The 21,871-nt window shown below is 60.7% G+C and carries 23 protein-coding genes; 12 read left to right on the top strand and 11 right to left on the bottom strand.

Annotated elements, in window-relative coordinates; all coding sequences use genetic code 11:
* Positions 1-10: 10 nt before the first annotated feature.
* From AC1DQM_RS10315 to AC1DQM_RS10305, 3 genes are all read left to right on the top strand, one after another.
* Entirely contained in the window at positions 11-295 is a 285-nt protein-coding gene (locus AC1DQM_RS10315) for a hypothetical protein (protein WP_018927538.1), read from the top strand.
* 179 nt (positions 296-474) lie between these two features.
* Positions 475-720, top strand: coding sequence for a TIGR02647 family protein (locus AC1DQM_RS10310; RefSeq protein ID WP_007894898.1), 246 nt, complete (start codon positions 475-477; stop codon positions 718-720).
* A gap of 207 nt (positions 721-927) precedes the next feature.
* Positions 928-3,774, top strand: coding sequence for a class I adenylate cyclase (locus tag AC1DQM_RS10305; protein WP_111453035.1), 2,847 nt, complete (start codon positions 928-930; stop codon positions 3,772-3,774).
* Between the two features lie 5 nt (positions 3,775-3,779).
* On the opposite strand, the gene rnk is transcribed toward AC1DQM_RS10305, so the two are convergent.
* The 3 genes from rnk to cyaY all read right to left on the bottom strand — a co-directional run bounded on the left by rnk (position 3,780) and on the right by cyaY (position 5,021).
* The gene (gene rnk, locus AC1DQM_RS10300; protein WP_007941285.1) at positions 3,780-4,190 is read right to left on the bottom strand and encodes a nucleoside diphosphate kinase regulator; all 411 of its coding nucleotides are present in this window, start codon (positions 4,188-4,190) and stop codon (positions 3,780-3,782) included.
* A 275-nt stretch (positions 4,191-4,465) separates the two neighbouring features.
* Positions 4,466-4,684, bottom strand: coding sequence for a DUF1289 domain-containing protein (locus AC1DQM_RS10295; protein ID WP_081625749.1), 219 nt, complete (start codon positions 4,682-4,684; stop codon positions 4,466-4,468).
* Positions 4,685-4,688: 4 nt separating this feature from the next.
* On the bottom strand, positions 4,689-5,021 hold the full coding sequence (gene cyaY / locus AC1DQM_RS10290) for an iron donor protein CyaY (protein WP_019580500.1): 333 nt from the start codon (positions 5,019-5,021) through the stop codon (positions 4,689-4,691).
* 238 nt (positions 5,022-5,259) lie between these two features.
* On the opposite strand from cyaY, the gene lptM reads away from it, so the two are divergent.
* Genes lptM through AC1DQM_RS10260 form a run of 6 tightly spaced genes read left to right on the top strand, consistent with a single transcriptional unit; the run spans position 5,260 to position 9,870 of the window.
* Positions 5,260-5,433 (top strand): LPS translocon maturation chaperone LptM, encoded by a 174-nt coding sequence (lptM, locus tag AC1DQM_RS10285; RefSeq protein ID WP_007941283.1) that lies wholly within the window; start codon positions 5,260-5,262, stop codon positions 5,431-5,433.
* Between the two features lie 9 nt (positions 5,434-5,442).
* Positions 5,443-6,690 carry a diaminopimelate decarboxylase gene (gene lysA / locus AC1DQM_RS10280; RefSeq protein WP_018927534.1) on the top strand — a complete coding sequence of 416 codons (1,248 nt, stop codon included), beginning with the start codon at positions 5,443-5,445 and terminating at the stop codon, positions 6,688-6,690.
* 4 nt (positions 6,691-6,694) lie between these two features.
* Positions 6,695-7,525, top strand: coding sequence for a diaminopimelate epimerase (dapF, locus tag AC1DQM_RS10275; RefSeq protein WP_018927533.1), 831 nt, complete (start codon positions 6,695-6,697; stop codon positions 7,523-7,525).
* 13 nt (positions 7,526-7,538) lie between these two features.
* A complete protein-coding gene (locus AC1DQM_RS10270) occupies positions 7,539-8,264 on the top strand; it encodes a DUF484 family protein (RefSeq protein WP_007941280.1) in 726 nt (241 codons plus the stop codon).
* A 2-nt stretch (positions 8,265-8,266) separates the two neighbouring features.
* On the top strand, positions 8,267-9,166 hold the full coding sequence (gene xerC, locus AC1DQM_RS10265; RefSeq protein ID WP_018927532.1) for a tyrosine recombinase XerC: 900 nt from the start codon (positions 8,267-8,269) through the stop codon (positions 9,164-9,166).
* Positions 9,163-9,870, top strand: coding sequence for an HAD family hydrolase (locus tag AC1DQM_RS10260; RefSeq protein WP_019650117.1), 708 nt, complete (start codon positions 9,163-9,165; stop codon positions 9,868-9,870). The genes xerC and AC1DQM_RS10260 overlap by 4 nt, the downstream gene beginning before the upstream one ends.
* 81 nt (positions 9,871-9,951) lie before the next feature.
* Here the strand turns inward: AC1DQM_RS10260 and sutA are convergent, their stop codons facing one another.
* The 4 genes from sutA to glnK all read right to left on the bottom strand — a co-directional run bounded on the left by sutA (position 9,952) and on the right by glnK (position 12,727).
* Positions 9,952-10,275: a transcriptional regulator SutA gene (gene sutA, locus AC1DQM_RS10255; RefSeq protein ID WP_018927530.1), complete on the bottom strand. Its 324-nt coding sequence runs from the start codon at positions 10,273-10,275 to the stop codon at positions 9,952-9,954.
* A gap of 102 nt (positions 10,276-10,377) precedes the next feature.
* Complete coding sequence (locus tag AC1DQM_RS10250; protein ID WP_018927529.1) at positions 10,378-10,803, bottom strand: secondary thiamine-phosphate synthase enzyme YjbQ; 426 nt, start codon at positions 10,801-10,803, stop codon at positions 10,378-10,380.
* 212 nt (positions 10,804-11,015) lie between these two features.
* Positions 11,016-12,353 carry an ammonium transporter gene (locus AC1DQM_RS10245; RefSeq protein ID WP_018927528.1) on the bottom strand — a complete coding sequence of 446 codons (1,338 nt, stop codon included), beginning with the start codon at positions 12,351-12,353 and terminating at the stop codon, positions 11,016-11,018.
* 35 nt (positions 12,354-12,388) lie between these two features.
* The gene (glnK, locus tag AC1DQM_RS10240) at positions 12,389-12,727 is read right to left on the bottom strand and encodes a P-II family nitrogen regulator (RefSeq protein WP_002555808.1); all 339 of its coding nucleotides are present in this window, start codon (positions 12,725-12,727) and stop codon (positions 12,389-12,391) included.
* A gap of 416 nt (positions 12,728-13,143) precedes the next feature.
* On the opposite strand from glnK, the gene AC1DQM_RS10235 reads away from it, so the two are divergent.
* Entirely contained in the window at positions 13,144-13,410 is a 267-nt protein-coding gene (locus AC1DQM_RS10235) for an accessory factor UbiK family protein (protein ID WP_237885082.1), read from the top strand.
* A gap of 149 nt (positions 13,411-13,559) precedes the next feature.
* On the opposite strand, the gene AC1DQM_RS10230 is transcribed toward AC1DQM_RS10235, so the two are convergent.
* The gene (locus AC1DQM_RS10230; RefSeq protein ID WP_477746129.1) at positions 13,560-13,823 is read right to left on the bottom strand and encodes a HigA family addiction module antitoxin; all 264 of its coding nucleotides are present in this window, start codon (positions 13,821-13,823) and stop codon (positions 13,560-13,562) included.
* Positions 13,824-14,278: 455 nt separating this feature from the next.
* Between AC1DQM_RS10230 and AC1DQM_RS10225 the strand changes: the two genes are divergently transcribed.
* Positions 14,279-15,772, top strand: a complete 1,494-nt coding sequence (locus AC1DQM_RS10225) for a YifB family Mg chelatase-like AAA ATPase (protein ID WP_018927518.1) — start codon at positions 14,279-14,281, stop codon at positions 15,770-15,772.
* Positions 15,773-15,778: 6 nt separating this feature from the next.
* Here AC1DQM_RS10225 and AC1DQM_RS10220 read toward each other — a convergent pair whose 3' ends face one another.
* The 3 genes from AC1DQM_RS10220 to AC1DQM_RS10210 all read right to left on the bottom strand — a co-directional run bounded on the left by AC1DQM_RS10220 (position 15,779) and on the right by AC1DQM_RS10210 (position 20,258).
* A complete protein-coding gene (locus AC1DQM_RS10220; RefSeq protein ID WP_019650114.1) occupies positions 15,779-16,993 on the bottom strand; it encodes an aldose 1-epimerase family protein in 1,215 nt (404 codons plus the stop codon).
* Between the two features lie 182 nt (positions 16,994-17,175).
* Positions 17,176-19,152 carry a methyl-accepting chemotaxis protein gene (locus AC1DQM_RS10215; protein WP_477746128.1) on the bottom strand — a complete coding sequence of 659 codons (1,977 nt, stop codon included), beginning with the start codon at positions 19,150-19,152 and terminating at the stop codon, positions 17,176-17,178.
* Positions 19,153-19,337: 185 nt separating this feature from the next.
* A complete protein-coding gene (locus AC1DQM_RS10210) occupies positions 19,338-20,258 on the bottom strand; it encodes a LysR substrate-binding domain-containing protein (RefSeq protein ID WP_019580487.1) in 921 nt (306 codons plus the stop codon).
* Positions 20,259-20,415: 157 nt separating this feature from the next.
* On the opposite strand from AC1DQM_RS10210, the gene AC1DQM_RS10205 reads away from it, so the two are divergent.
* A complete protein-coding gene (locus AC1DQM_RS10205; protein ID WP_018927512.1) occupies positions 20,416-21,813 on the top strand; it encodes a NorM family multidrug efflux MATE transporter in 1,398 nt (465 codons plus the stop codon).
* The last annotated feature ends 58 nt before the right edge of the window (positions 21,814-21,871 follow it).

The raw sequence follows: 21,871 nt of genomic DNA, 5'->3' as shown, positions 1-21,871 counted from the left end.
GGAGCCTGCCATGAGCGAGCCAAACGACATCGACAACGACGAAGAAGAATTCGCCGAAACGACGCTGATCGAAGCAATCGAAAACCAGATCGAAAGCGACAACCCGCCAGCGGCCAAGGCAACCTTCAACAAGCTGACCCTGGTGGGTTACGAGCGTGAAGAAATCCTCAACCTGATGGCCCATGTGCTGGCCTACGAGATCGACGCTATGCTCGATGAGGACCGTGCATTCGACACCGAATGGTATGAAACGGCGCTGCGCGCACTGCCAGAGTTGCCGCCGGAAAAGCAATAACCCCGCCCTCCCCCTGTAGGAGCGCGCTCGCTCCTACAGAAACCACCCCCGCTGTCCTTATCACCCTCCGGGGAATGCCTCTCGGGGAGAAAAACCCTGTTGCCAGCACTGGACATGCCTCACCGACGGGTTCACCTTAGGGGCGCTATCGTCTAATTCCTAGAAAGTCTGGAGTCCTTATGTCGCTTACCCCTGAGTTGGTTGCCGAACTGGAAATCCTCGCACTCTTCAACCTGGACAGTTCCCAGGAAGGTTTGAAAATTCATCAGACCGCTGCCCCGAAAGCCATTGCCGCCGCACAAAGACTGTTCGACAAAGAATTGATCACCCAGCCCGATGGCGGTTATCTGACCAGCCTGGGGCGTGACGCCGCACAAAACGTGCAAACCGTTCTCACCATTCTGTCCGTGCGGGAAACAGCCTGAGCATCACTGCATAGCCCACGGAAAGCTCTGTCACGGGATTTCCGCGGGCACACTTGATGACTGGCCCTGTGACCTGCCGTCGCCAAACGATAGAAATCTGACGCCAGGAAAACAAAATCAGCTTAAAAGTCCCGGGGCCGAGGCGCTAAACTGCCCCTCACCCTGAGCCCTCCTGCGTCCGAGCCCCGCGAGCCGGATTGAGCTGACATGACCCGCACCCATGAAATCCGCCCCGATCTGGACGAGGGAATCGATCGCAAGGTTCTCAGCCAGCTGCGCGCCCGTTTCCTGAAGCTCAACGAGGGTCGCATGGCCCGTGCGATGGAAGGGTTGTCGACCCGCCAGCAAACGGTGCTGACCCTGCTGCCGCTGTTTTTCCACGTCAATCATCCGCTATTGCCGGGTTACGTTTCGGGTAGCACCCCGGCCGGCCTGTCGAATTACGACCCCGACACCAACACCCTCGCCGAAGCCCAGCGCCTGACCCGCTCGTTTTCCTACAAACCGCGCCACGGCAGCAATCCGCCGCGCCCCATTCACGGCCTGTTCCTGATGGGCAGCCTCGGCACTCTGGCCCAGGCCGATCAGAGCGACATGGACGTGTGGGTCTGTCATGGGCCGGACCTGAGCGAATGCGAGCTCGCTGAACTGCGCAAGAAATGCCAGTTGCTGGAAGTCTGGGCCGCCAGCCAGGGCGCCGAGGCGCACTTTTTCCTGATCGACCCGGCCCGCTTCGTGCTCGGCGAGCGCGATACGCAGTTGAGCTCGGAAGACTGTGGCACCACCCAGCACTATCTGCTGCTGGACGAGTTCTATCGAACCGCGATCTGGCTGGCCGGACGCACCCCCATCTGGTGGCTGGTGCCGGTCTACGAAGAGGCTGCGTACGACCGTTACACCCACACGCTGCTTTCCAAGCGTTTCATCCGTGCCGACGAAACCCTGGACCTGGGGCATCTGGCGTACATCCCTCCCGGGGAGTTCATCGGTGCCGGGCTCTGGCAGCTGTTCAAAGGCATCGAATCGCCCTACAAATCAGTGCTCAAACTGCTGCTGACCGAGGTCTACGCCAGTGAACACCCGAAAGTCCACTGCCTGAGCCTGCGTTTCAAACAGGCGGTGTTTGCCAATCGACTGGACCTCGATGAACTGGACCCGTACATGGTGGTTTACCGGCGCATCGAGGAATACCTCACGGCTCGGGGCGAACCGGAGCGGCTCGAACTGGTACGTCGTGCGCTGTACCTGAAGGTCAATCGCAAGCTCACCGGCAGCAGCGGTCGCACCCAGAGCTGGCAGCGTTCGCTGCTCGAACGTCTGGCCCACGAATGGCATTGGGATCAGCGTCAGTTGGCGTTGCTCGACAGCCGCAGCCAGTGGAAAGTCCGCCAGGTCAGCGCCGAGCGCCGTGCCTTGGTCGGCGAACTGAATTACAGCTACCGCTTCCTGACACAGTTTGCCCGTAACGAGCAGACCGTCAGCCTGATCAACAAGCGCGACCTCAATGTGCTGGGCCGGCGGTTGTACGCGGCCTTCGAGCGCAAGGCCGACAAGGTCGAATGCATCAACCCGGGCATCGCCCCCGATCTGGCCGAAGACACCCTGACGCTGGTGCAGGCCCCGAACAAGAGAGAGCCGGGGCAAACCCAATGGGGTTTGTACAACGGCAGCCTGACCGCTCATGAGTGGGAGCATTTCGCGCCGATCAAGCGCAGCCGCCAGTTACTCGAACTGCTCACCTGGTGTCACCGTAACGGCGTGATCGACAGCAGCACCCGCCTGGCCCTGCACCCCGGCACCAGCGACTTGAGCGAGTTCGAACTGTTCAACCTGCTCGGCAGCCTGCAGCAAAGCATCGCCCTGCCCCTGACCACCGTCGCCGAAGAGCCTTTGCTGCGCGCCAGCGTGCCGAGCGAAATACTGATTCTGGTGAACGTCGGCGTCGATCCGCTCAAGCACCATCGCGACATGAACATCCTGATGACCACCGAGCGCACCGATTCCCTGAGCTACGCCGGCGTGCGGGAAAATCTGGTGCTGACCCTGGATCAGGTCACGCTAAACAGCTGGAACGAGGTGCTGGTCAGCCGCTTTGACGGTCCCCATGCCCTGCTCGACTGCCTGCGCGATTACCTCAACAACCTGCCGGACGGGCCACAGCAGCCCAAGCTGCGGGTACGTTGCTTCTGCCACAACCGCGCGCAATTCATAGCCCGACGAGTCGAAGAAGTTCTCGATACCGCGCAAAACCTGCTGCTGAGCAAACTCAATCATCGCTACCTGATTCAGGTCCAGCAGCATTACCACGTGCTGGAGCTGGTGCCCGGCCAGGTCAATCACGTTGCCCTCGCCACGCTGCCGGCGCTGTTTGACTACCTTGGCGAAGAGCTGGCCAGCTACAGCCCGCTGCATCTGGACCCGATGGCACTGGAAGACCACGACCTGGCGCTGATCCTGCCCATGGGGCAACCCGACTGCGTTCAGGTGTTCTACCGGATCAACGAACACCAGGCCGATCTGTACGTACTGGATGAGTTCAATGCCTTGTGGCAACAACGCTTGCCCTATCACGACGAACAAAGCCTGCTGGTGCCGCTGCAACGTTTCCTGCAATCGATCCAGTACCGGCGCGACGCCTTGCTACCGATGGACGCCGCCCAGCCGCTGAGCCTGGAGACTTTGTATTACCAGTTATTGCCTTCAGGCACCGCGCGGGCGCGTCGGGTCGAAGCCCGACCGGCGCCGCAAACCCCGGTCAACAAACCGTTCTATGACGTGCAGGCGATCGTCGGCAAAGCCGCACCGGGACAGGTGCAAGTCACGTTGTATTGCAATCAGCGGGAATTTTCAGAGCTGGAACATGGCGACCAACTGTTCAGCGTGGTCGCCCGGGAAATCGTCGAACAGCGCCGCGAGACCGAACGCTATCGCTGCTACATCACCGACCTGGACCTGTCGGGCCTGCTCGGTGATGGTCAGAGTTCAAGCAATCTGTATTTGCGCTACAAGGCCGACCTGGAGCGCGCATTGAACGAGGCGCTCGAGCAGGTCTGAGGGGTTCATTCCGGGAACGCGCCGCCATTGGCAGGCTGCGATTCAACTTCCAGCAGGGTCAGTTTGAGGGTCTTGCCACCCGGTGCCGGCCAGTCGATGTGCTGGCCAACCTTCAGGCCGAGCAACGCACTGCCCACCGGCGCCAGAATGGAAATCCTGCCTTCGTCGGCGTTGGCATCCTTGGGGTAGACCAGGGTCAGGTGGTAGTCCTTGCCACTGCTTTCTTCGCGGCAATGCACTTTAGAATTCATGGTCACGACATCGGCCGGCACCTCTTCGTGACCGACCAGGGTATCGGCGCGATCCAGTTCGGTTTGCAGCGCGATAACGCCCGGCAGCGAGTCATCCAGGCTGTCGATCAGGCGCTCCAGACGTTGCACGTCCAGACGGGTAAGGGTGATGGAAGGTGCGGTCATGATCAGGGCAGACTCCTTTCTTCTGCACGAAAAAAGCAAAACCCCGCCAGAAAAAGGCGGGGTTTTCACGAGCCTCGATGGGTTGAGGCGTATCTGGACACTATCACAGCTCAATAAATAAACAAGCCGGGGGCGACCACGGCCCAGCGCTGACCATTGTGGCGAGGGAGCGATGTAGCGAGGGGGCTTGCCCCCGTTGGGTCGCGAAGCGGCCCCAAAAAGCTTACGACTGCTGCGCAGCCGAACGGGGGCAAGCCCCCTCGCCACAAAAGCCCTTAAGCCAAGATCTTGCGTTGTACAGCCTGCGCACAAATCACCCGCCGCCGCTCATCATCGGCCGAGCGCCATTCGCGGATATCTTCGACATGCCGAAAACACCCCAGGCAAACCTTCTGCTCATCCAGCCGGCACACACCGCTGCACGGCGAAGGCACTGCCGGGCTGACGTTGCTATAGAGCGGTTTGGGCGGGCGAACGGGCGCAGGCTGGGTCACGATCTCACAGACCTTCGAATTCGAGTTCGACGTCGGCTTGCTGCTTGACGATGCGCTCGAGCATCTCACCCAGTTGCTCGTCGCTCTTGTCACACATCCAGCGCTTGCTCTCTTCGTCGTAGTCGAAGTGGAAGCCACCCGACACCGCCGCCAACCACAATTGCCGCAACGGCTCCTGACGACTGAAGATCAACTGGCTGCCGTTTTCGAACTTGACGGTGAGCACACCGGCCGAGCTCTCCAGATCGATATCCAGGTCACTCTCATCGAAAATATCCTCCAGCGTCTGCTGGGTGGCATCGACCAGGTCGTGAAAACGGGCTTCAGTCAAACTCATTACGGGAACCTCAAAAAGTGTCTACTCACGCTCAAGCGCCGCAAGATACGGGCGAGCCCCGATGATTGCAAAGAATAACCACCAAGGACGAGGTGCGGTACGAAATATCCCTGCGCAACGCAGGACAAGTTACTGCGCCACAGTCAAAGGCCCGCCGGACGGGAGCCGCGTCACATAGGCAAGCTGCCGGGTGGCCGGTATACTCCGGCGCAATTAACGCATTTTCAAGGATTTCGCCATGAAGCGCCTGATCTCTTCCCTTGCTGCGCTCGTCGCGGTTGCCTGCCTGGTATCGGCCTGTGGTCAAAAAGGCCCGCTGTACCTGCCCGATGACAGCCAGGATCCTGCAGAGCAGGCCAAGTCGTCGCAACAGTCTCCGTCGAAAGCACACAAACACGACGTCTACCAATAAGGGAACGCCATGGACGCTTTTAACTACCGTGACGGTGAGCTGTTCGCGGAAGGTGTTGCCCTGTCCGCCATCGCCGAACGCTTTGGTACACCGACCTACGTCTACTCCCGTGCCCACATCGAAGCCCAGTACCTGGCTTACGCCGATGCGCTGGCCGGCACGTCTCACCTGGTCTGCTTTGCGGTCAAGGCCAACTCCAACCTGGGTGTACTGAATGTCCTGGCCCGTTTGGGCGCCGGTTTCGACATCGTTTCCCGTGGCGAGCTGGAGCGTGTACTGGCCGCTGGCGGCAGCCCCGAAAAGATCGTGTTCTCCGGTGTCGGCAAGACCCGTGACGACATGCGTCGCGCCCTGGAAGTCGGCGTGCACTGCTTCAACGTCGAATCCACCGACGAGCTCGAGCGTCTGCAAGTAGTCGCCGCCGAGCTGGGCGTTCGCGCGCCGATCTCGCTGCGCGTCAACCCGGACGTCGATGCCGGCACGCACCCGTACATTTCCACCGGCCTCAAAGAAAACAAGTTCGGCATCGCCATCGCCGACGCCGAAGACGTGTACGTCCGCGCCGCGCAACTGCCTAACCTGGAAGTGGTCGGCGTCGATTGCCACATCGGCTCGCAACTGACCACCCTGCCGCCCTTCATCGATGCCCTCGACCGCCTGCTGGGCCTGGTCGACCGCCTCGGCGATTGCGGCATCTACCTGCGCCACATCGATCTGGGTGGCGGTCTGGGCGTGCGTTATCGCGATGAAGAGCCGCCATTGGCCGCCGACTACATCAAGGCCGTGCGCGAACGTCTCGACGGTCGTGACCTGGCGCTGGTGTTCGAGCCAGGCCGCTTCATCGTTGCCAACGCCGGCGTGCTGCTGACCCAGGTCGAGTACCTCAAGCACACCGAACACAAAGACTTCGCCATCGTCGATGCGGCCATGAACGACCTGATCCGCCCGGCGCTGTACCAGGCCTGGATGGACGTTACCGCCGTGCGCCCTCGCGATACCGCCGCGCGTGCCTACGACATCGTCGGCCCGATCTGCGAAACCGGCGACTTCCTGGCCAAGGATCGTCAACTGGCGCTGGAAGAAGGCGACCTGCTGGCCGTGCATTCGGCCGGCGCCTACGGGTTTGTCATGAGTTCCAACTACAACACTCGCGGCCGCGCCGCTGAAGTGTTGGTGGACGGTGATCAGGCAATCGAAGTGCGTCGCCGCGAGACGGTAGCCGAGTTGTTTGCTGGCGAAAGCCTGCTGCCGGAGTAACCCCATGCTGCTGCGTTTTACCAAGATGCACGGCCTGGGCAATGACTTCATGGTTCTCGACCTGGTCAGCCAGCACGCGCACATTCTGCCCAAGCATGCCAAGCAATGGGGCGATCGGCACACCGGCATCGGGTTCGACCAGTTGCTGATCGTCGAGGCGCCCAGCAACCCGGACGTGGATTTCCGCTATCGGATCTTCAACGCCGACGGCTCCGAAGTGGAACAGTGCGGTAACGGCGCTCGATGCTTCGCCCGCTTCGTGCTCGACAAGCGCCTGACCGCCAAGCGGCAGATTCGCGTCGAGACCAAAAGCGGCATCATCGAACTGGACATCCGCAACGATGGCCAGATCAGCGTTAACATGGGCGCCCCGCGCCTGGTGCCGGCCGAGATTCCGTTCGAAGCCCCAAGCCAGGCCCTGAGCTATCAGGTCGACGTCGACGGCACCATGGTCGAACTGGCTGCGGTGTCCATGGGCAACCCCCATGCCGTGTTGCGGGTCAACGACATCAACAAAGCACCGGTGCATGAACTGGGGCCGAAAATCGAACATCACCCGCGCTTTCCGGCACGGGTCAATGTCGGTTTTCTCCAGGTCATCGACCGGAACCGCGCGCAGTTGCGCGTCTGGGAACGCGGGGCCGGGGAAACCCAGGCCTGCGGAACCGGCGCTTGTGCTGCCGCGGTGGCCGCGATCAGCCAGGGGTGGATGGATTCGCCGCTATTGATCGACCTGCCCGGCGGGCGCCTGTCCATTGAATGGGCAGGCCCTGGCCAACCGGTCATGATGACCGGCCCGGCAGTACGCGTATACGAAGGACAAGTGCGTCTTTGAGTGAGCGAAATCCATGACCGACAAGCCCCAGGTTCCCGCCCTACAGCCCGACGAATCCCCTTCCGAAAGCCTTGAGGCGGCGGCGATTGCCGCGTACCTGGAGGCTCATCCGGATTTCTTCATCGAGCATGAAGAACTGCTCCCGGCCCTGCGCATTCCGCACCAGCGCGGCGACACCATTTCGCTGGTCGAACGCCAGATGACAATTCTGCGCGATCGCAACATCGAGTTGCGTCATCGTCTCTCGCACTTGATGGACGTGGCCCGCGACAACGATCGCCTGTTCGACAAGACCCGCCGTCTGATTCTCACGTTGATGGATGCGACCAGCCTGGAAGACGTGGTGATCGGCGTCGAAGACAGCCTGCGCCAGGACTTTCAGGTGCCCTTCGTCAGCCTGATCCTGCTGGGCGACAACCCGATGCCGGTAGGCCGCTGGGTCACCCACGCCGACGCACAGACGGCCATCGGCGGCCTGCTCTCGGAAGACAAGAGCGTCTGCGGCAGCCTGCGTGAGCATGAACTGGACTTCCTGTTCGGCGAAGAACAGCGCAAGCAGATCGGCTCCACCGCCGTCGTCGCCATCAGCCACCAAGGCATCCACGGTGTTCTGGCCATCGCCAGCCGCGATCCGCAGCACTACAAGAGTTCGGTGGGCACATTGTTCCTCAGCTACATCGCCGAAGTCATGGGTCGCGTACTGCCACGGGTCAACAACTCCCTGCGCTCGGTACGATGATCGTGGAACGGCAACTGGACGCTTACTGCGAACACCTGCGCAGTGAGCGGCAAGTGTCGCCGCATACGCTGTACGCCTACCGCCGCGACCTCGATAAAGTGCTTGGCTGGTGCGTCAAACAGAACATCGGCAGCTGGGCCGCACTGGATATCCAGCGGCTGCGCAGCCTGATCGCCCGCTTGCATGCACAAGGCCAATCGTCCCGCAGCCTGGCACGGCTACTGTCGGCGGTGCGCGGGCTCTATCATTATCTGAACCGCGAAGGCCTGTGCGACCACGATCCGGCCAACGGCCTGGCACCGCCCAAAGGCGAGCGTCGTCTGCCGAAAACCCTCGACACCGACCGTGCGCTGCAACTGCTGGAAGGCGCGGTGGAGGATGATTTTCTGGCCCGTCGGGATCAGGCGATTCTGGAGTTGTTCTACTCCTCCGGCTTGCGCCTTTCCGAACTGACCGGGCTCAACCTCGATCAGCTGGACCTGGCTGACGGCATGGTCCAGGTCCTCGGTAAAGGCAGCAAGACCCGGCTGTTGCCAGTGGGTAAAAAGGCTCGCGAAGCACTGGAACTGTGGCTGCCGTTGCGGGCCATGACCAACCCGGCGGACGACGCAGTGTTTGTCAGCCAGCAAGGTCGGCGCCTCGGTCCTCGGGCGATTCAGGTGCGGGTCAAGGCCGCCGGCGAGCGCGAGCTGGGGCAGAACCTGCACCCGCACATGTTGCGACACTCTTTCGCCAGCCATTTGCTGGAGTCCTCTCAGGACTTGCGCGCCGTGCAAGAGCTACTCGGCCACTCAGACATCAAGACCACCCAAATCTACACCCATCTGGACTTCCAGCACCTGGCGACGGTCTACGACAGCGCCCATCCACGGGCCAAACGCATTAAAGGCGATGATTCATGACCATCCAACTGATCACCTTCGACCTCGACGACACCCTGTGGGACACCGCCCCGGTAATCGCCAGCGCCGAAGCCATATTGCGTGAATGGCTGACCGAGCATGCGCCGAACCTGGGCGCGGTGCCGGTGGAGCATTTGTGGTCGATTCGCGAGCGGGTGTTGAGCAACGAGCCGAACCTCAAGCACCGAATCAGTGCGCTGCGTCGGCGGGTGCTTTTTCATGCTCTGGAAGAGGCTGGTTACGACCATGGTCAAGCCTCAGACCTGGCTGATCAAAGTTTTGAAGTGTTTCTGCATGCCCGGCATCAATTGGAAGTTTTCCCCGAAGTCGAGCCGACGCTGGAGACACTCGCCAAGCACTACGCCCTCGGTGTAGTGACCAACGGCAACGCCGATGTGCGCCGACTGGGCCTGGCGGATTACTTCAGGTTTGCCCTGTGCGCCGAAGACATCGGCATCGCCAAACCGGATGCGCGACTGTTTCATGAAGCGTTGCAACGGGGCGGCGCGACCGCCGAAACCGCGGTGCATATCGGCGATCATCCTGGCGATGACATTGCCGGAGCACAGCAGGCGGGGTTGCGAGCGATCTGGTTTAACCCGGCGGGCAAAGTGTGGGAAGCCGAGAAGGCGCCGGATGCCGAGATTCGCAGTTTGACCGAGTTGCCTGCACTGCTCGCCCGCTGGAACTCAGTCGATATTTGAGGTGCTGCGATCTTTTGATTTTCACCCATGAAAAAGCCCGCAGCGACGGCGGGCTTTTTTCAGCAAGCAGGAAGCAGGCGCTTAGATAGGCCGGCTGCCGTACTTGTTATCAGGCTTCTTGGGAGGATCGGCGACCACATTGGCCTCCACTTCCTGCACCTTGCCGCCCCGTGCCAGAAACTCTTCCATGGCCTTGGCCAGGGCATCGCGTTCCTTGTTCTTGGCTTCAACGCTCGGCAGCTCATCGACCGATACCGCTGCCTTGGCTTTGCCTTTGGCAGTCGGAACGGGCACATCACCGCCGTCGTCTTCAGCGACGTCTTCAGCCGCCGCTTCCAGGCCTTCTTCGGTTTCGTCGTCGTCGCCTACTTCGAGGTCGTCGTTTTCCAGATCATCGTCGCTCATGTTCTACCTCATGACTTGCGAAAAGCAGATTAGTTATAGCCCAGCTTTGCCTTCTGTCGAAGGCCGCCGGAAAAAATTCAACCACCGCTGGTGACCAGCGGTTTATTCCCCTTCACCGTGCACGGTGGCGAGGACTTTACGGGCACCGCCATGATCACGGTGCTCGCCCAGATAAACGCCTTGCCAGGTTCCCAACGCCAGTCGGCCTGCCGAGATCGGCAAACTGAGCTGACAGCCAAGTACGCTGGCCTTGAAGTGCGCCGGGAGGTCGTCCTGGCCTTCGTCGTTATGCTCATAGTCGTCCGTTCCTTGTGGGATCAGACGATTGAAAAATCGTTCGAAGTCGCGACGTACCGCCGGATCGGCGTTCTCGTTGATGGTCAACGACGCCGAGGTATGCTGTAGCCACAAATGCAACAGACCGACCCGACACGCCTTGAGTTCAGGCAAGCCGGCGAGTAACTCGTCCGTTACCAGATGAAAGCCCCGGGGCCGTGCCCGCAGGGTAATCAGAGTCTGTTGCCACATACAGTTCTCCGCACGTTCGGGGCGCATTCTAGCGCGCTCTGGGAAAAAACAAAGGCCCTAATATTCCTTCAATCGTGTAAGCCATTGGCCGCAGAAAAACACCCGTTGTAAACGCCCCTGAACGTGTATGAAAAAACCTTTCAGCCTTTCCTTCACTGACAAAATCAAGACAAAAAAATACCCGGCAAGCCGGGCATTTTTTATAGGCGTGCTTACAAGTTGTAGCCGCGTTCGTTGTGCAGCGCCAGATCGATGCCGACTGCTTCTTCTTCCTCGGTGATGCGCAGACCCATGACAGCGTCCAGCACCTTGAGGATGATGAAGGTGACGATCGCGGTGTAGATCACCGTGAAGCCCACGCCTTTGCACTGAATCCAGACTTGAGCCGCGATGTCGGTGACGGTGCCGAAACCACCCAGGGACGGTGCAGCGAACACACCCGTCAGGATCGCGCCGAGGATACCGCCGATACCGTGCACGCCAAAAGCGTCGAGGGAGTCGTCGTAACCCATTTTGCGTTTCAGAGTCGTGGCGCAGAAGAAGCACACCACGCCCGCTGCCAGACCGATGATCATCGAGCCCATCGGGCCAACGGTACCCGCCGCCGGAGTGATCGCAACCAGACCGGCCACCACGCCCGAAGCGATACCCAGTGCGCTCGGTTTACCGTGGGTCAGCCACTCGGCAAACATCCAGCCCAAGGCTGCGGCGGCGGTAGCGATCTGAGTCACCAGCATGGCCATACCGGCTGTGCCGTTGGCTGCGGCAGCGGAACCGGCGTTGAAACCGAACCAGCCAACCCAGAGCATCGCGGCACCCATCAGGGTATAGCCGAGGTTGTGCGGAGCCATCGGGGTGGTTGGGAAGCCTTTACGCTTGCCCAGTACCAGACAGGCGATCAGCCCGGCCACACCGGCGTTGATGTGCACCACGGTGCCGCCTGCGAAGTCGAGCACGCCCCAGTCGCCCAACAGCGAACCCGGACCGCTCCAGACCATGTGCGCAATCGGCGCGTAAACCAGGGTGAACCAGATCCCCATGAACACCAGCATTGCGGAGAACTTCATCCGCTCGGCGAAAGCACCGACGATCAGCGCGGGGGTGATGATGGCGAAGGTCATCTGATAGGTGACAAACACCGCCTCGGGAAACAGCGCCGCGGGGCCGGTAATACTGGCAGGCGTGATGCCGGCGAGGAATGCCTTGGCGAAGCTGCCGACAAACGAATTGAGGTTGACGACGTTAGCTTCCATACCCGTTGTGTCAAACGCCATGCTGTAGCCGTAAAGGAACCACAGGATGGTGACCAGGCCGGTAATGGCGAAGCATTGCATCATCAACGAAAGAACGTTTTTGGAACGAACCATGCCGCCGTAGAACAGCGCGAGGCCGGGGATGGTCATGAACAGCACAAGGGCTGTCGAGGTCATCATCCAGGCGGTATCGCCGGAATTGAGGACTGGAGGCGCCACCGGATCTGCCGCCATGGCCAGGCCAGGCATTACGATGGACAACAGGGCTCCTAGCCCTGCGAATTTACGCAGAGTCATTTTGTTTTCTCCTGGGGCGTTGGGTTTGTGGCGGCTTAGATTGCGTCGGTATCGGTTTCGCCGGTACGGATGCGAATCGCCTGTTCCAGATTGACCACGAAGATCTTGCCGTCACCGATCTTGCCGGTGTTGGCGGCCTTGGTTATCGCCTCGATAACCCGGTCCAGATCCTTGTCGTCAATGGCGACATCGATCTTCACCTTAGGCAGAAAATCGACCACGTACTCCGCGCCGCGATACAGCTCGGTGTGACCCTTCTGCCGACCGAAGCCTTTGACCTCAGTAACGGTAATGCCCTGCACGCCGATCTCGGACAGCGACTCGCGCACGTCGTCCAGTTTGAACGGCTTGATGATGGCAGTGACTAGCTTCATGAAAACTCTCTCCCGAATTGGTGGACTTGCCCCAGGAAAACAAACCCGACTCAAGTCTAAGCGCAGTGCCTGGCTTTGTAACGCATCGTCGGCTTTACCTGCCCGTCCGACGCCAGCTAACCACTCCGCACGAAACTTCCCCCGTTCCGCTTGGCGCACTGCATTCGTCACAGCGACTGCATCAGTGCATGGGTCACCAGCGACTAAGCAGAAAGCTTGCCATCTATCCAAAAGCCATTGATTTCAAGCCCTTGGCCGCTAACGCAGGCCTCTCCAGCCGATTGACGCCACGGTTACGCACAACAACAGTGCGTGGCTGTCCACTCGCATGCGCGAAAAGCGTGCATCCCAGCCTTCGAGATTGACTATAGACACTGCGTGGTACACTGCCCGCCATTGTTGACAGGACATTTCCCATGCTCGCGCCCAAAGACTTCCTCGACGCCCTGAGCGGCACCGCCTCCCGCCTCTTCAGCGGCGACACCCCACTGCCGAAAAGCGAAATCGAAAGCCAGTTCAAGGCCCTGCTTCAGAGCGGCTTCAGCAAGCTGGACCTGGTAAGCCGTGAAGAATTCGACAGCCAGATGGTCGTACTGGCCCGGACCCGCGCCCGGTTGGAGAGCCTGGAGGCGAAAGTGGCGGAGCTGGAAGCGAAGCTCAATCCACCTGCTGACACCGAGTAACCTGGTCGTTCCCATGCTCTGCGTGGGAATGCCGCCAGGGACGCTCCAGATGTGACGCAGAGCGTCACGGGGTGGTTCCCACGCAGAGCGTGGGAACCATCGTTCAAGCATGCTTCGCGGACGCTGCAGTCTTTTTAAGTACCCGAAGCTCAACCACGCTCGATTTCGGCCCTGCGCTGATCGTAGGTCGATTGCAGTTTTAACCAGAATCCGGGCGTGGTTTTCAGGTAGCGCGATAGCTTCTTTGTGAGCTCAGGACTAATACCTCTCTCCTGCATGAAAAGGGCACTCACTTCACCCGTGCCTTCATTCAACACGCTAGCCAGACCAGTCGCCGTAATGCCCAGAGGCTCTAGAAACTCCTTTTCAAGGATTTCGCCAGGATGAATCGGCCGCATTCCAGAATTGCTCATCTCCCCTCCTTAGGGCTTGATCAGCTGTGATCATAAGCATCCCCCCCGATCCGACAAGAGCGTCCGAACTCTTTCACCGAAGTCCTTCATCTATCCAGGCCCGGTCCTACAAAGAAATCTAGCTCCTCGGTTGATTACGCCCAAATACCAGCCGCGACGTAACCTTTGTAGCAGCTGCCGAAGGCTGCGTTCGACTGCGCAGCAGTCGTAAATCCAAGTTGTACGGTCTGCCTGATCCACCGCGTGATCTGATTTTACGACTGCTGCGCAGCCGTACGCCGGCTCCGCCAGCTGCTACGGATCGTGTTATGGCTTAACTGGCTGGAATCAACTCACCGGCCCCAGCAACATCCTGCGAAAGTTTGGCGGCTCTTCTGCCACGTTAAAGCGCCCCTCTCCTACTACGCTTTAAAAAAGCCGCAGGAAGCGGTTCCCCGTCAGCTCAAGGAACGACCATGTCCCTCTCCATCGTCCACAGCCGCGCCCAGATTGGCGTGGATGCGCCCGCCGTCACCGTAGAAGTGCATCTGGCCAACGGCTTGCCGTCGCTGACCATGGTCGGGCTGCCCGAGGCGGCGGTGAAGGAAAGCAAGGATCGGGTGCGTAGCGCGATCATCAATTCGGGGCTGCAATTTCCAGCGCGGCGCATCACCTTGAATCTCGCTCCCGCCGATTTGCCGAAGGATGGCGGGCGTTTCGATCTGGCGATTGCCTTGGGGATTCTGTCGGCCAGTGTGCAAGTGCCGACGTTGACGCTGGATGACGTGGAGTGCCTGGGAGAGCTGGCACTGTCGGGAGCAGTGCGGGCGGTTCGTGGGGTGTTGCCGGCGGCGTTGGCGGCACGCAAGGCCGGGCGCACGCTGGTAGTCCCGCGAGCGAACGCTGAAGAAGCCTGCCTGGCGTCGGGGTTGAAGGTGATTGCGGTGGATCATCTGCTTCAAGCGGTCGCGCATTTCAATGGTCACACGCCCATCGAACCCTACGCTTCCAACGGTTTGCTCTACGCCAGCAAACCCTATCCCGACTTGAATGAAGTTCAGGGACAACTGGCGGCCAAGCGAGCCTTGCTGATTGCAGCGGCGGGGGCTCATAACCTGCTGTTCAGCGGTCCGCCGGGGACGGGGAAAACGTTGTTGGCGAGTCGTCTGCCGGGGTTGTTACCGCCATTGGCCGAGAGCGAAGCACTGGAAGTCGCGGCGATTCAATCGGTCGCCAGTTGTGTGCCGTTGAGTCATTGGCCACAGCGTCCCTTCCGACAGCCCCACCACTCCGCTTCAGGCCCCGCACTGGTGGGCGGCGGTTCGAAACCGCAACCCGGTGAAATCACTCTCGCCCACCATGGCGTGCTGTTCCTCGATGAACTCCCGGAATTTGATCGCAAGGTCTTGGAGGTATTGAGAGAGCCACTGGAATCCGGCCACATCGTGATTTCCCGCGCCAAGGACCGCGTACGCTTTCCGGCGCGCTTTCAACTGGTCGCAGCGATGAACCCCTGCCCCTGTGGATATCTTGGCGAGCCAAGTGGTCGTTGTTCCTGCACGCCGGACATGGTGCAGCGCTATCGCAACAAACTGTCGGGGCCGCTGCTGGACCGCATCGATCTGCACCTGACGGTTGCTCGTGAGGCCACGGCGTTGAATCCTGCGTTGAAACCCGGCGACGATACAGCCACCGCCGCCGAGTTGGTTGCTGATGCAAGAGAGCGGCAACACAAACGCCAGGGTTGCGCCAATGCCTTCCTCGACCTGCCAGGCCTACGCCGGCACTGTAAATTATCCACAGCCGATGAAAACTGGCTGGAATCCGCCTGCGAGCGTTTAACGCTGTCGTTGCGAGCGGCCCATCGACTGCTCAAGGTCGCGCGCACGCTGGCGGACCTTGAACAAGCCGACGGGATCAGACGCGAACACTTGGCCGAAGCGCTGCAATATCGGCCAACAACGCTCTAGTCCGTGTCACCCCTTGGTCAGATCAACCAACGGCGTCTGCCGCACTTCAGTCTCGCGCCCGCCCTGAATCTCGCTCACCCGTTTCAACGCCTTATCCACAGCCGCCTTATCCGCCAACAAGCTGTAGCTGATACGGAACTGCTTCTGTTCCTTCGGCGCAATTGTCGGCACCAGGTTCAGTGGCCGCTGATACCGGCGGTTATAGGAAAAGCTCGTTCCCGGCTCCAGCCCCGTAACATAGCCCTGGCCCTGGGTATCGGTGTTTTTCCACAGGGAGAACACCGGCAGTGTTTGAGTGTTGAACCCGACCGAGACACCCAGGCTGCCGGCCTTGTCATGCAGCACGGTCAACGTATCGCCCTTGGCATCGGCATACGGCACCACGTTGTAAACCGTTTCGTCGTAGTCCTTGGTCGGTGCGCGGTAGGTTTGCCAGTCCGGCAAATCGCCCTTGGCTTTGTCGTTGAACGGCGACACCTGCTTCACCGGAGCGGCGAAACGGGCGCCCTGTTCCAGGAACGGAGTGCTGAAGTTGCTGTGATACAGCGCCTGGTATTCCTTCGGATAATCACCATTGTTGGTCAGGGTGTCGTTGAGGGTGAACACTACGCTGCCGGGCTCGGTAACCAGTTCGGTCGCGACGGAGAAGTCGACTTTCTTGAATGCCTGCTCTTTCAGTTCACCGCGCAGGCTGATGGCGTATGGCGGTTTTTCATCAATGTGCAGGGTGACTTTGTTGGCCGGGATGTTGGCGGCGCGACCGTGCAGGGTCAGCAGCTCGCCATTGTCCATGCCGGGATGGCCGACCCATTCGTAGCCGCAGCGGGTGACCAGTTCATTGAAACCTTCCAGCCAGCCCAGGCCACCGCGGCCGTTGAGTTCGATGAAGGACGGGTTGACCACTTCCTTGACCGGCGAATCCCAGCCCATGCGCACATTGCCGACCGAAGCTTGCAGCACGTTCATGCCGCGAGTCGGCACCACCGAGAGTTTCATCGCGCCGTTATCGATGTCGACAATGCTGACGCCCTCCTGCCGACCGCCATGCAAGGTGCGCAGGGTCACGGAGAAGGGCTTGTCGGTTTTCACGCCGAGTTGCTGGCTGGTGATCTGCCAGTTCTGGGCGGCTTTGTCGGTATCGAGCAGGACGTAATCCCAGGCCATGGCGTGGGAAGCAGCGGACAGTGCGCTGAGGGCAACGAAGAGTTTGAGCGGGGTCATGGCAGCAGCCTTTCTTGGAGTTGTGCCATTTTTATAAACTTGAAGAAACGTTTCAGCAAGCATAAAAATCAAGATCACGACGGCAAATGCCAAATGATCGTCGATACGGGGCTTGTGGATAACGCGGAGAATCGAGTTGATGCCATCGCGAGCCTGCTCGCGATGGCTGTTTCGGAGGTGCCTCAGCGGAACCGATCAACCTCTTGCCGCAAGTCCGCCGCGAGCTTCTCCAGCTCTTTGGCAGTCACTGCCAGGTTCGACACCACTTCCCGCTGCTCACTGTTCGCCAAGGCAATGCTTTGCAGGTTGCTGCTGAGCAAGGTCGCGGTGCTGCTTTGCTCCTGGGTCGCGGTGGTGATGGCGGCGAATTGCTGACCGGCCGAGCGGCTTTGCTCATCGATCCGCGCCAGGGCTGAGGCGACGTTGGCGTTGCGCGACAAGCCTTCCTGCATTAGCACGTTACCCTGCTCCATGGTGCTGATCGCGTTGCCGGTTTCCTGCTGGATACTCTGGATCATCCCGGAAATTTCGTCAGTGGCCTGGCGAGTACGTGAGGCGAGGTTACGCACCTCATCGGCCACCACCGCAAACCCACGACCTTGTTCACCGGCACGGGCGGCTTCGATGGCAGCGTTGAGCGCCAGCAAATTGGTTTGCTCGGCGATCGCGGTGATCACCCCGACGATGCCGCCGATTTCCTGGGAGCGCTGACCCAAGGTGTTGATTACCGTCGCGGTGCTGTTCAGCGCACCGGCGATTTGCTCCAGGGATGAGGACGCTTCGTCCATCGACGTACGACCGATCTGGGTTTGCTGTGCGTTTTCCTGCGCCAGGCGCTGGGTGTTGCCCATGTTGTCGGCGATGTTCAGCGAGGTGGCGCTGAATTCTTCCACGGCGCCGGCCATGCTGGTGATTTCGCCGGACTGCTGCTCCATCCCTTCATAGGCACCGCCAGACAGACCGGACAACGCCTGGGCGCGGCTGTTGACCTCTTCCGAGGCTCTACGAATGTGCTCGACCATGGTCGACAAGGCCTGGCTCATCTGGTTGAAAGCGCGGGCCAACTGACCGATTTCGTCGTTGCTCGACACGTTCAGGCGCACGCTCAAATCACCGGCACCCAAGGCTTCGGCCTGACGCACCAGATCCCCCAGCGGCGCCAGTTTGCTGCGCAACAACCAGACCGCCGAACCCACCGCCAGCAACATTGCCAACAGGCTGCCGATGGCCAGACGAATGCCGACGCTCCAGGTCACCGCGCGGATTTCCGCTTTCGGCATGCTCGCCACCACCGACCATGGGCCGCCTTCGAACGGTACGGCAATGCTGTAGAAGTCTTGCGACTTGTCGCTCCAGAAATCGCCCTTGCCCGGTGTCTTGGCCAGACCGACGATGGCCGGTGCTGCCACGTCCAACGCTTGCACACCGGCGATCGGCACCAGCCATTTGTTCTGCTCATCGAGCAACGCCAGGGAGCCGGTCTGGCCGATGCGGAAGCGCTTGAGGTTTTCGAACTGGGCGTTCTGTGCGTCGGTGTAATCGAATCCTACGAACAGCACGGCAATCACCTTACCGCCGCCGTCGCGTACGGGGGTGTACTGAGTCATGTAGGACCGTTCGAAGAGCAAGGCGCGACCGACGTAGCTCTGCCCGGCCATCAAGCGCGCATAAGCCGGGTGAGCGTGATCCAGCAATGTGCCGATGGCCCGGGTGCCGTCCTGTTTGCTCAGGGACGTGCTGACCCGGATGAAGTCTTCGCCACTGCGCACGAACAGCGTCGCAACGCCGGCAGTCATTTGCTTGAACTCATCCACTTCCTTGAAGTTGTTGTTCAACACTTCGCCACCCAGGTGCAGGCCCGGGGTCTGCACGCCCGCCACGGTCACCGGCTCATCCGGATGCACGCTCAAACCGGCGCTGAAGCGCTTCTCGAACAGGCCGCTGAGGCGCTGGGTACTCTCACGCAACGTGCCGTGGAACGTGCTCAGCTGATCGGCCAGCAGCCGCGCCTCGCTGGCCAGGTGCTCTTCGCGGGTGGCGAGGTTGGCGGCGTCCAGCGAGCGCAGGGCAAACACGGTGCTGCCGCTGATGACAATCGCCAGTATCACGGCAAGCGCAAGACCCAGCTGTGAGGCAATCCGAGCACGAGGTTGAGACATGACAGCTCCTGACCCAGTGGGCCGGATCATCCTGATCCCGTCGCACTCGGCTAAATTTCTGATAGAGGGGAAAACGTGGAGCCTGGTACGAAGGTTCCATCAGCAGATTTTCGGCGGCAAAGCCGAATACTTGAGTGATTAACGGGGATATGGCTCAAGGCTGCCATTGCAGCGGCTCCATCGATTCAACCCAGGCGTTCGACATCCGGTAATTCCATGGCCCGGACTTCGCCTTGCAGGAAATCGCTGAGCCGGCGCAAACGTTCACCTCCCGGGCGGGTTTTCGGCCAGACCAGGTAATAATTCTCACCACTGGCGACGGCCGTCGGCCACGGCAAACTCAGACGTCCCTGCGCGACATCCTCCGCCACCATCAGCAAATCACCCATGGACACGCCGTAGCCACGGGCGGCAGCGATCATGCCCAGTTCCAGGGTGTCGAACACCTGCCCGCCCTTGAGCGAGACCTGATCGCTCAGGCCCATGCGCTCCAGCCAGTTGCGCCAGTCACGGCGGTCCGGCGTCGGGTGCAGCAGTTCGGTGCTGGCCAGGCGCGCAACGTCCCACGGTTGATCCTTCAGCAGATTCGGCGCGCCCACCGGAATCAACTCTTCGGGGAACAGCAAAGTCGTCTCCCAGTCCGGTGGAAAATGTCCGTTGCTGAGGATGACGGCGCAGTCGAAGGGTTCGTGGTTGAAGTCCACCGTATCGACGTCCATCCAGGCGCTGGTCAATTGCACCTCGTTCCCCGGTCGCAGGTGGCGAAAGCGACTGAGCCGCGCCAACAGCCAACGCATGGTCAGGGTCGACGGGGCTTTCATGCGCAAGATGTCGTCCTCGGCGCGCAAGGTGTTGCAGGCCCGCTCAAGGGCGGTGAAGCCTTCGCGAATGCCCGGCAGGATCAGCCGCGCCGATTCGGTCAGTTGCAGGTTGCGCCCGCTGCGATGAAACAGCCGACAGGCGAAATGCTCTTCGAGCGTACGAATGTGCCGGCTGACCGCACTTTGTGTGATCGACAACTCTTCGGCGGCGCGGGTAAACGAACTATGCCGCGCCGCCGCTTCGAATGCTCGAAGGGCATACAAGGGAGGGAGACGACGAGACATTGGGAAACCTCCTATAGCGCGGTTGCCTCAACTTATCAGAAAGTCCCGAGCATGAGTTTTAATCATGCCACCCATCCTTTTTATCCCTTTGTGGAATCCCCGCAGAGCGCCGAGAATCGACGCTTCCTGTTCTCTCTGACAATCGAGCGTGATGATCATGCAGCATCCAGCGCGTATTGAACTCTGGGCCATCCTGCGGCTGGCGGGGCCGTTGATTGCCTCGCAGTTGGCGCACATGTTGATGGTCCTCACCGACACCTTGATGATGGCGCGCCTGAGTCCCGAGGCGCTGGCCGGCGGCGGTCTGGGCGCGGCGACGTATTCGTTCGTGTCGATCTTCTGCATCGGCGTGATCGCGGCGGTCGGCACCCTGGTGGCGATCCGTCAGGGCGCGGGCGACATCATCGGCGCAGCGCGGCTGACCCAGGCCGGTTTGTGGCTGGCCTGGTTGATGGCGCTGGTGGCGGGTCTGCTGCTGTGGAACCTCAAACCGGTGTTGCTGCTGTTCGGCCAGACCGCAACCAACGTCCAGGCCGCCGGCCAGTTTCTGTTGATCCTGCCGTTCGCCCTGCCCGGCTACCTGAGTTTCATGGCACTGCGCGGCTTCACCAGCGCGATCGGCCGGGCGACGCCGGTGATGGTCATCAGCCTCGGCGGCACCGTGGCCAACTTCCTGCTCAACTATGCGTTGATCACCGGCATGTTCGGCCTGCCGAAAATGGGCCTGATGGGCATCGGTCTGGTCACAGCGATCGTGGCCAACCTGATGGCGCTGGCGCTCGCGCTGCACATTCGTCGGCACCCGGCCTATGACGCTTATCCGTTGCGCCAGGGGCTGTCGCGGCCCAATCGTCAGTACTTGAAGGAGTTGTGGCGCCTGGGCCTGCCGATTGGCGGTACCTATGCAGTGGAAGTCGGCCTGTTTGCCTTCGCCGCGCTGTGCATGGGCACCATGGGCAGTACGCAACTGGCGGCGCACCAGATCGCCCTGCAAATCGTCTCAGTGGCGTTCATGGTGCCGGCGGGGCTTTCCTACGCGATCACCATGCGCATCGGCCAGCATTACGGCGCCGGGCAATTGCTGGATGCGCGGCTGGCCGGACGGGTCGGGATCGCCTTCGGGGCGGTGTCGATGCTGGGGTTTGCGATGGTCTTCTGGCTGCTGCCGAATCAGTTGATCGGCTTGTTCCTCGACCACAACGATCCGGCCTTTCGCCCGGTCATCGAACTGGCCGTGAGCTTGTTGGCGGTGGCGGCGTGGTTCGAGCTGTTCGACGGCACGCAAACCATTGCCATGGGCTGCATTCGCGGACTCAAGGATGCCAAGACCACGTTCCTGGTAGGTTTGGGCTGCTATTGGCTGATTGGTGCGCCGGCCGCTTGGTGGATGGCCTTCCATCTGAACTGGGGGCCGACGGGCGTCTGGTGGGGGTTGGCGCTGGGGCTGGCGTGTGCGGCGGTGAGCCTGACGCTGGCGTTTGAGTGGAAGATGACGCGGATGATTCGGCGCGAGCCATCGTCGCAGCCGAGCTTCCAAATCACCCAGCCTGATTAAACCCTGCAGGAGCGAGGCTGTGTGGCGAGGGAGCTTGCTCCCTGACCACAAAAGCATC

This window comes from Pseudomonas sp. 01L34, from assembly GCF_056400265.1.
The sequence above is the reverse complement of the archived record's forward strand: the minus strand, read 5'-3'. Positions and strand labels throughout refer to the sequence as shown.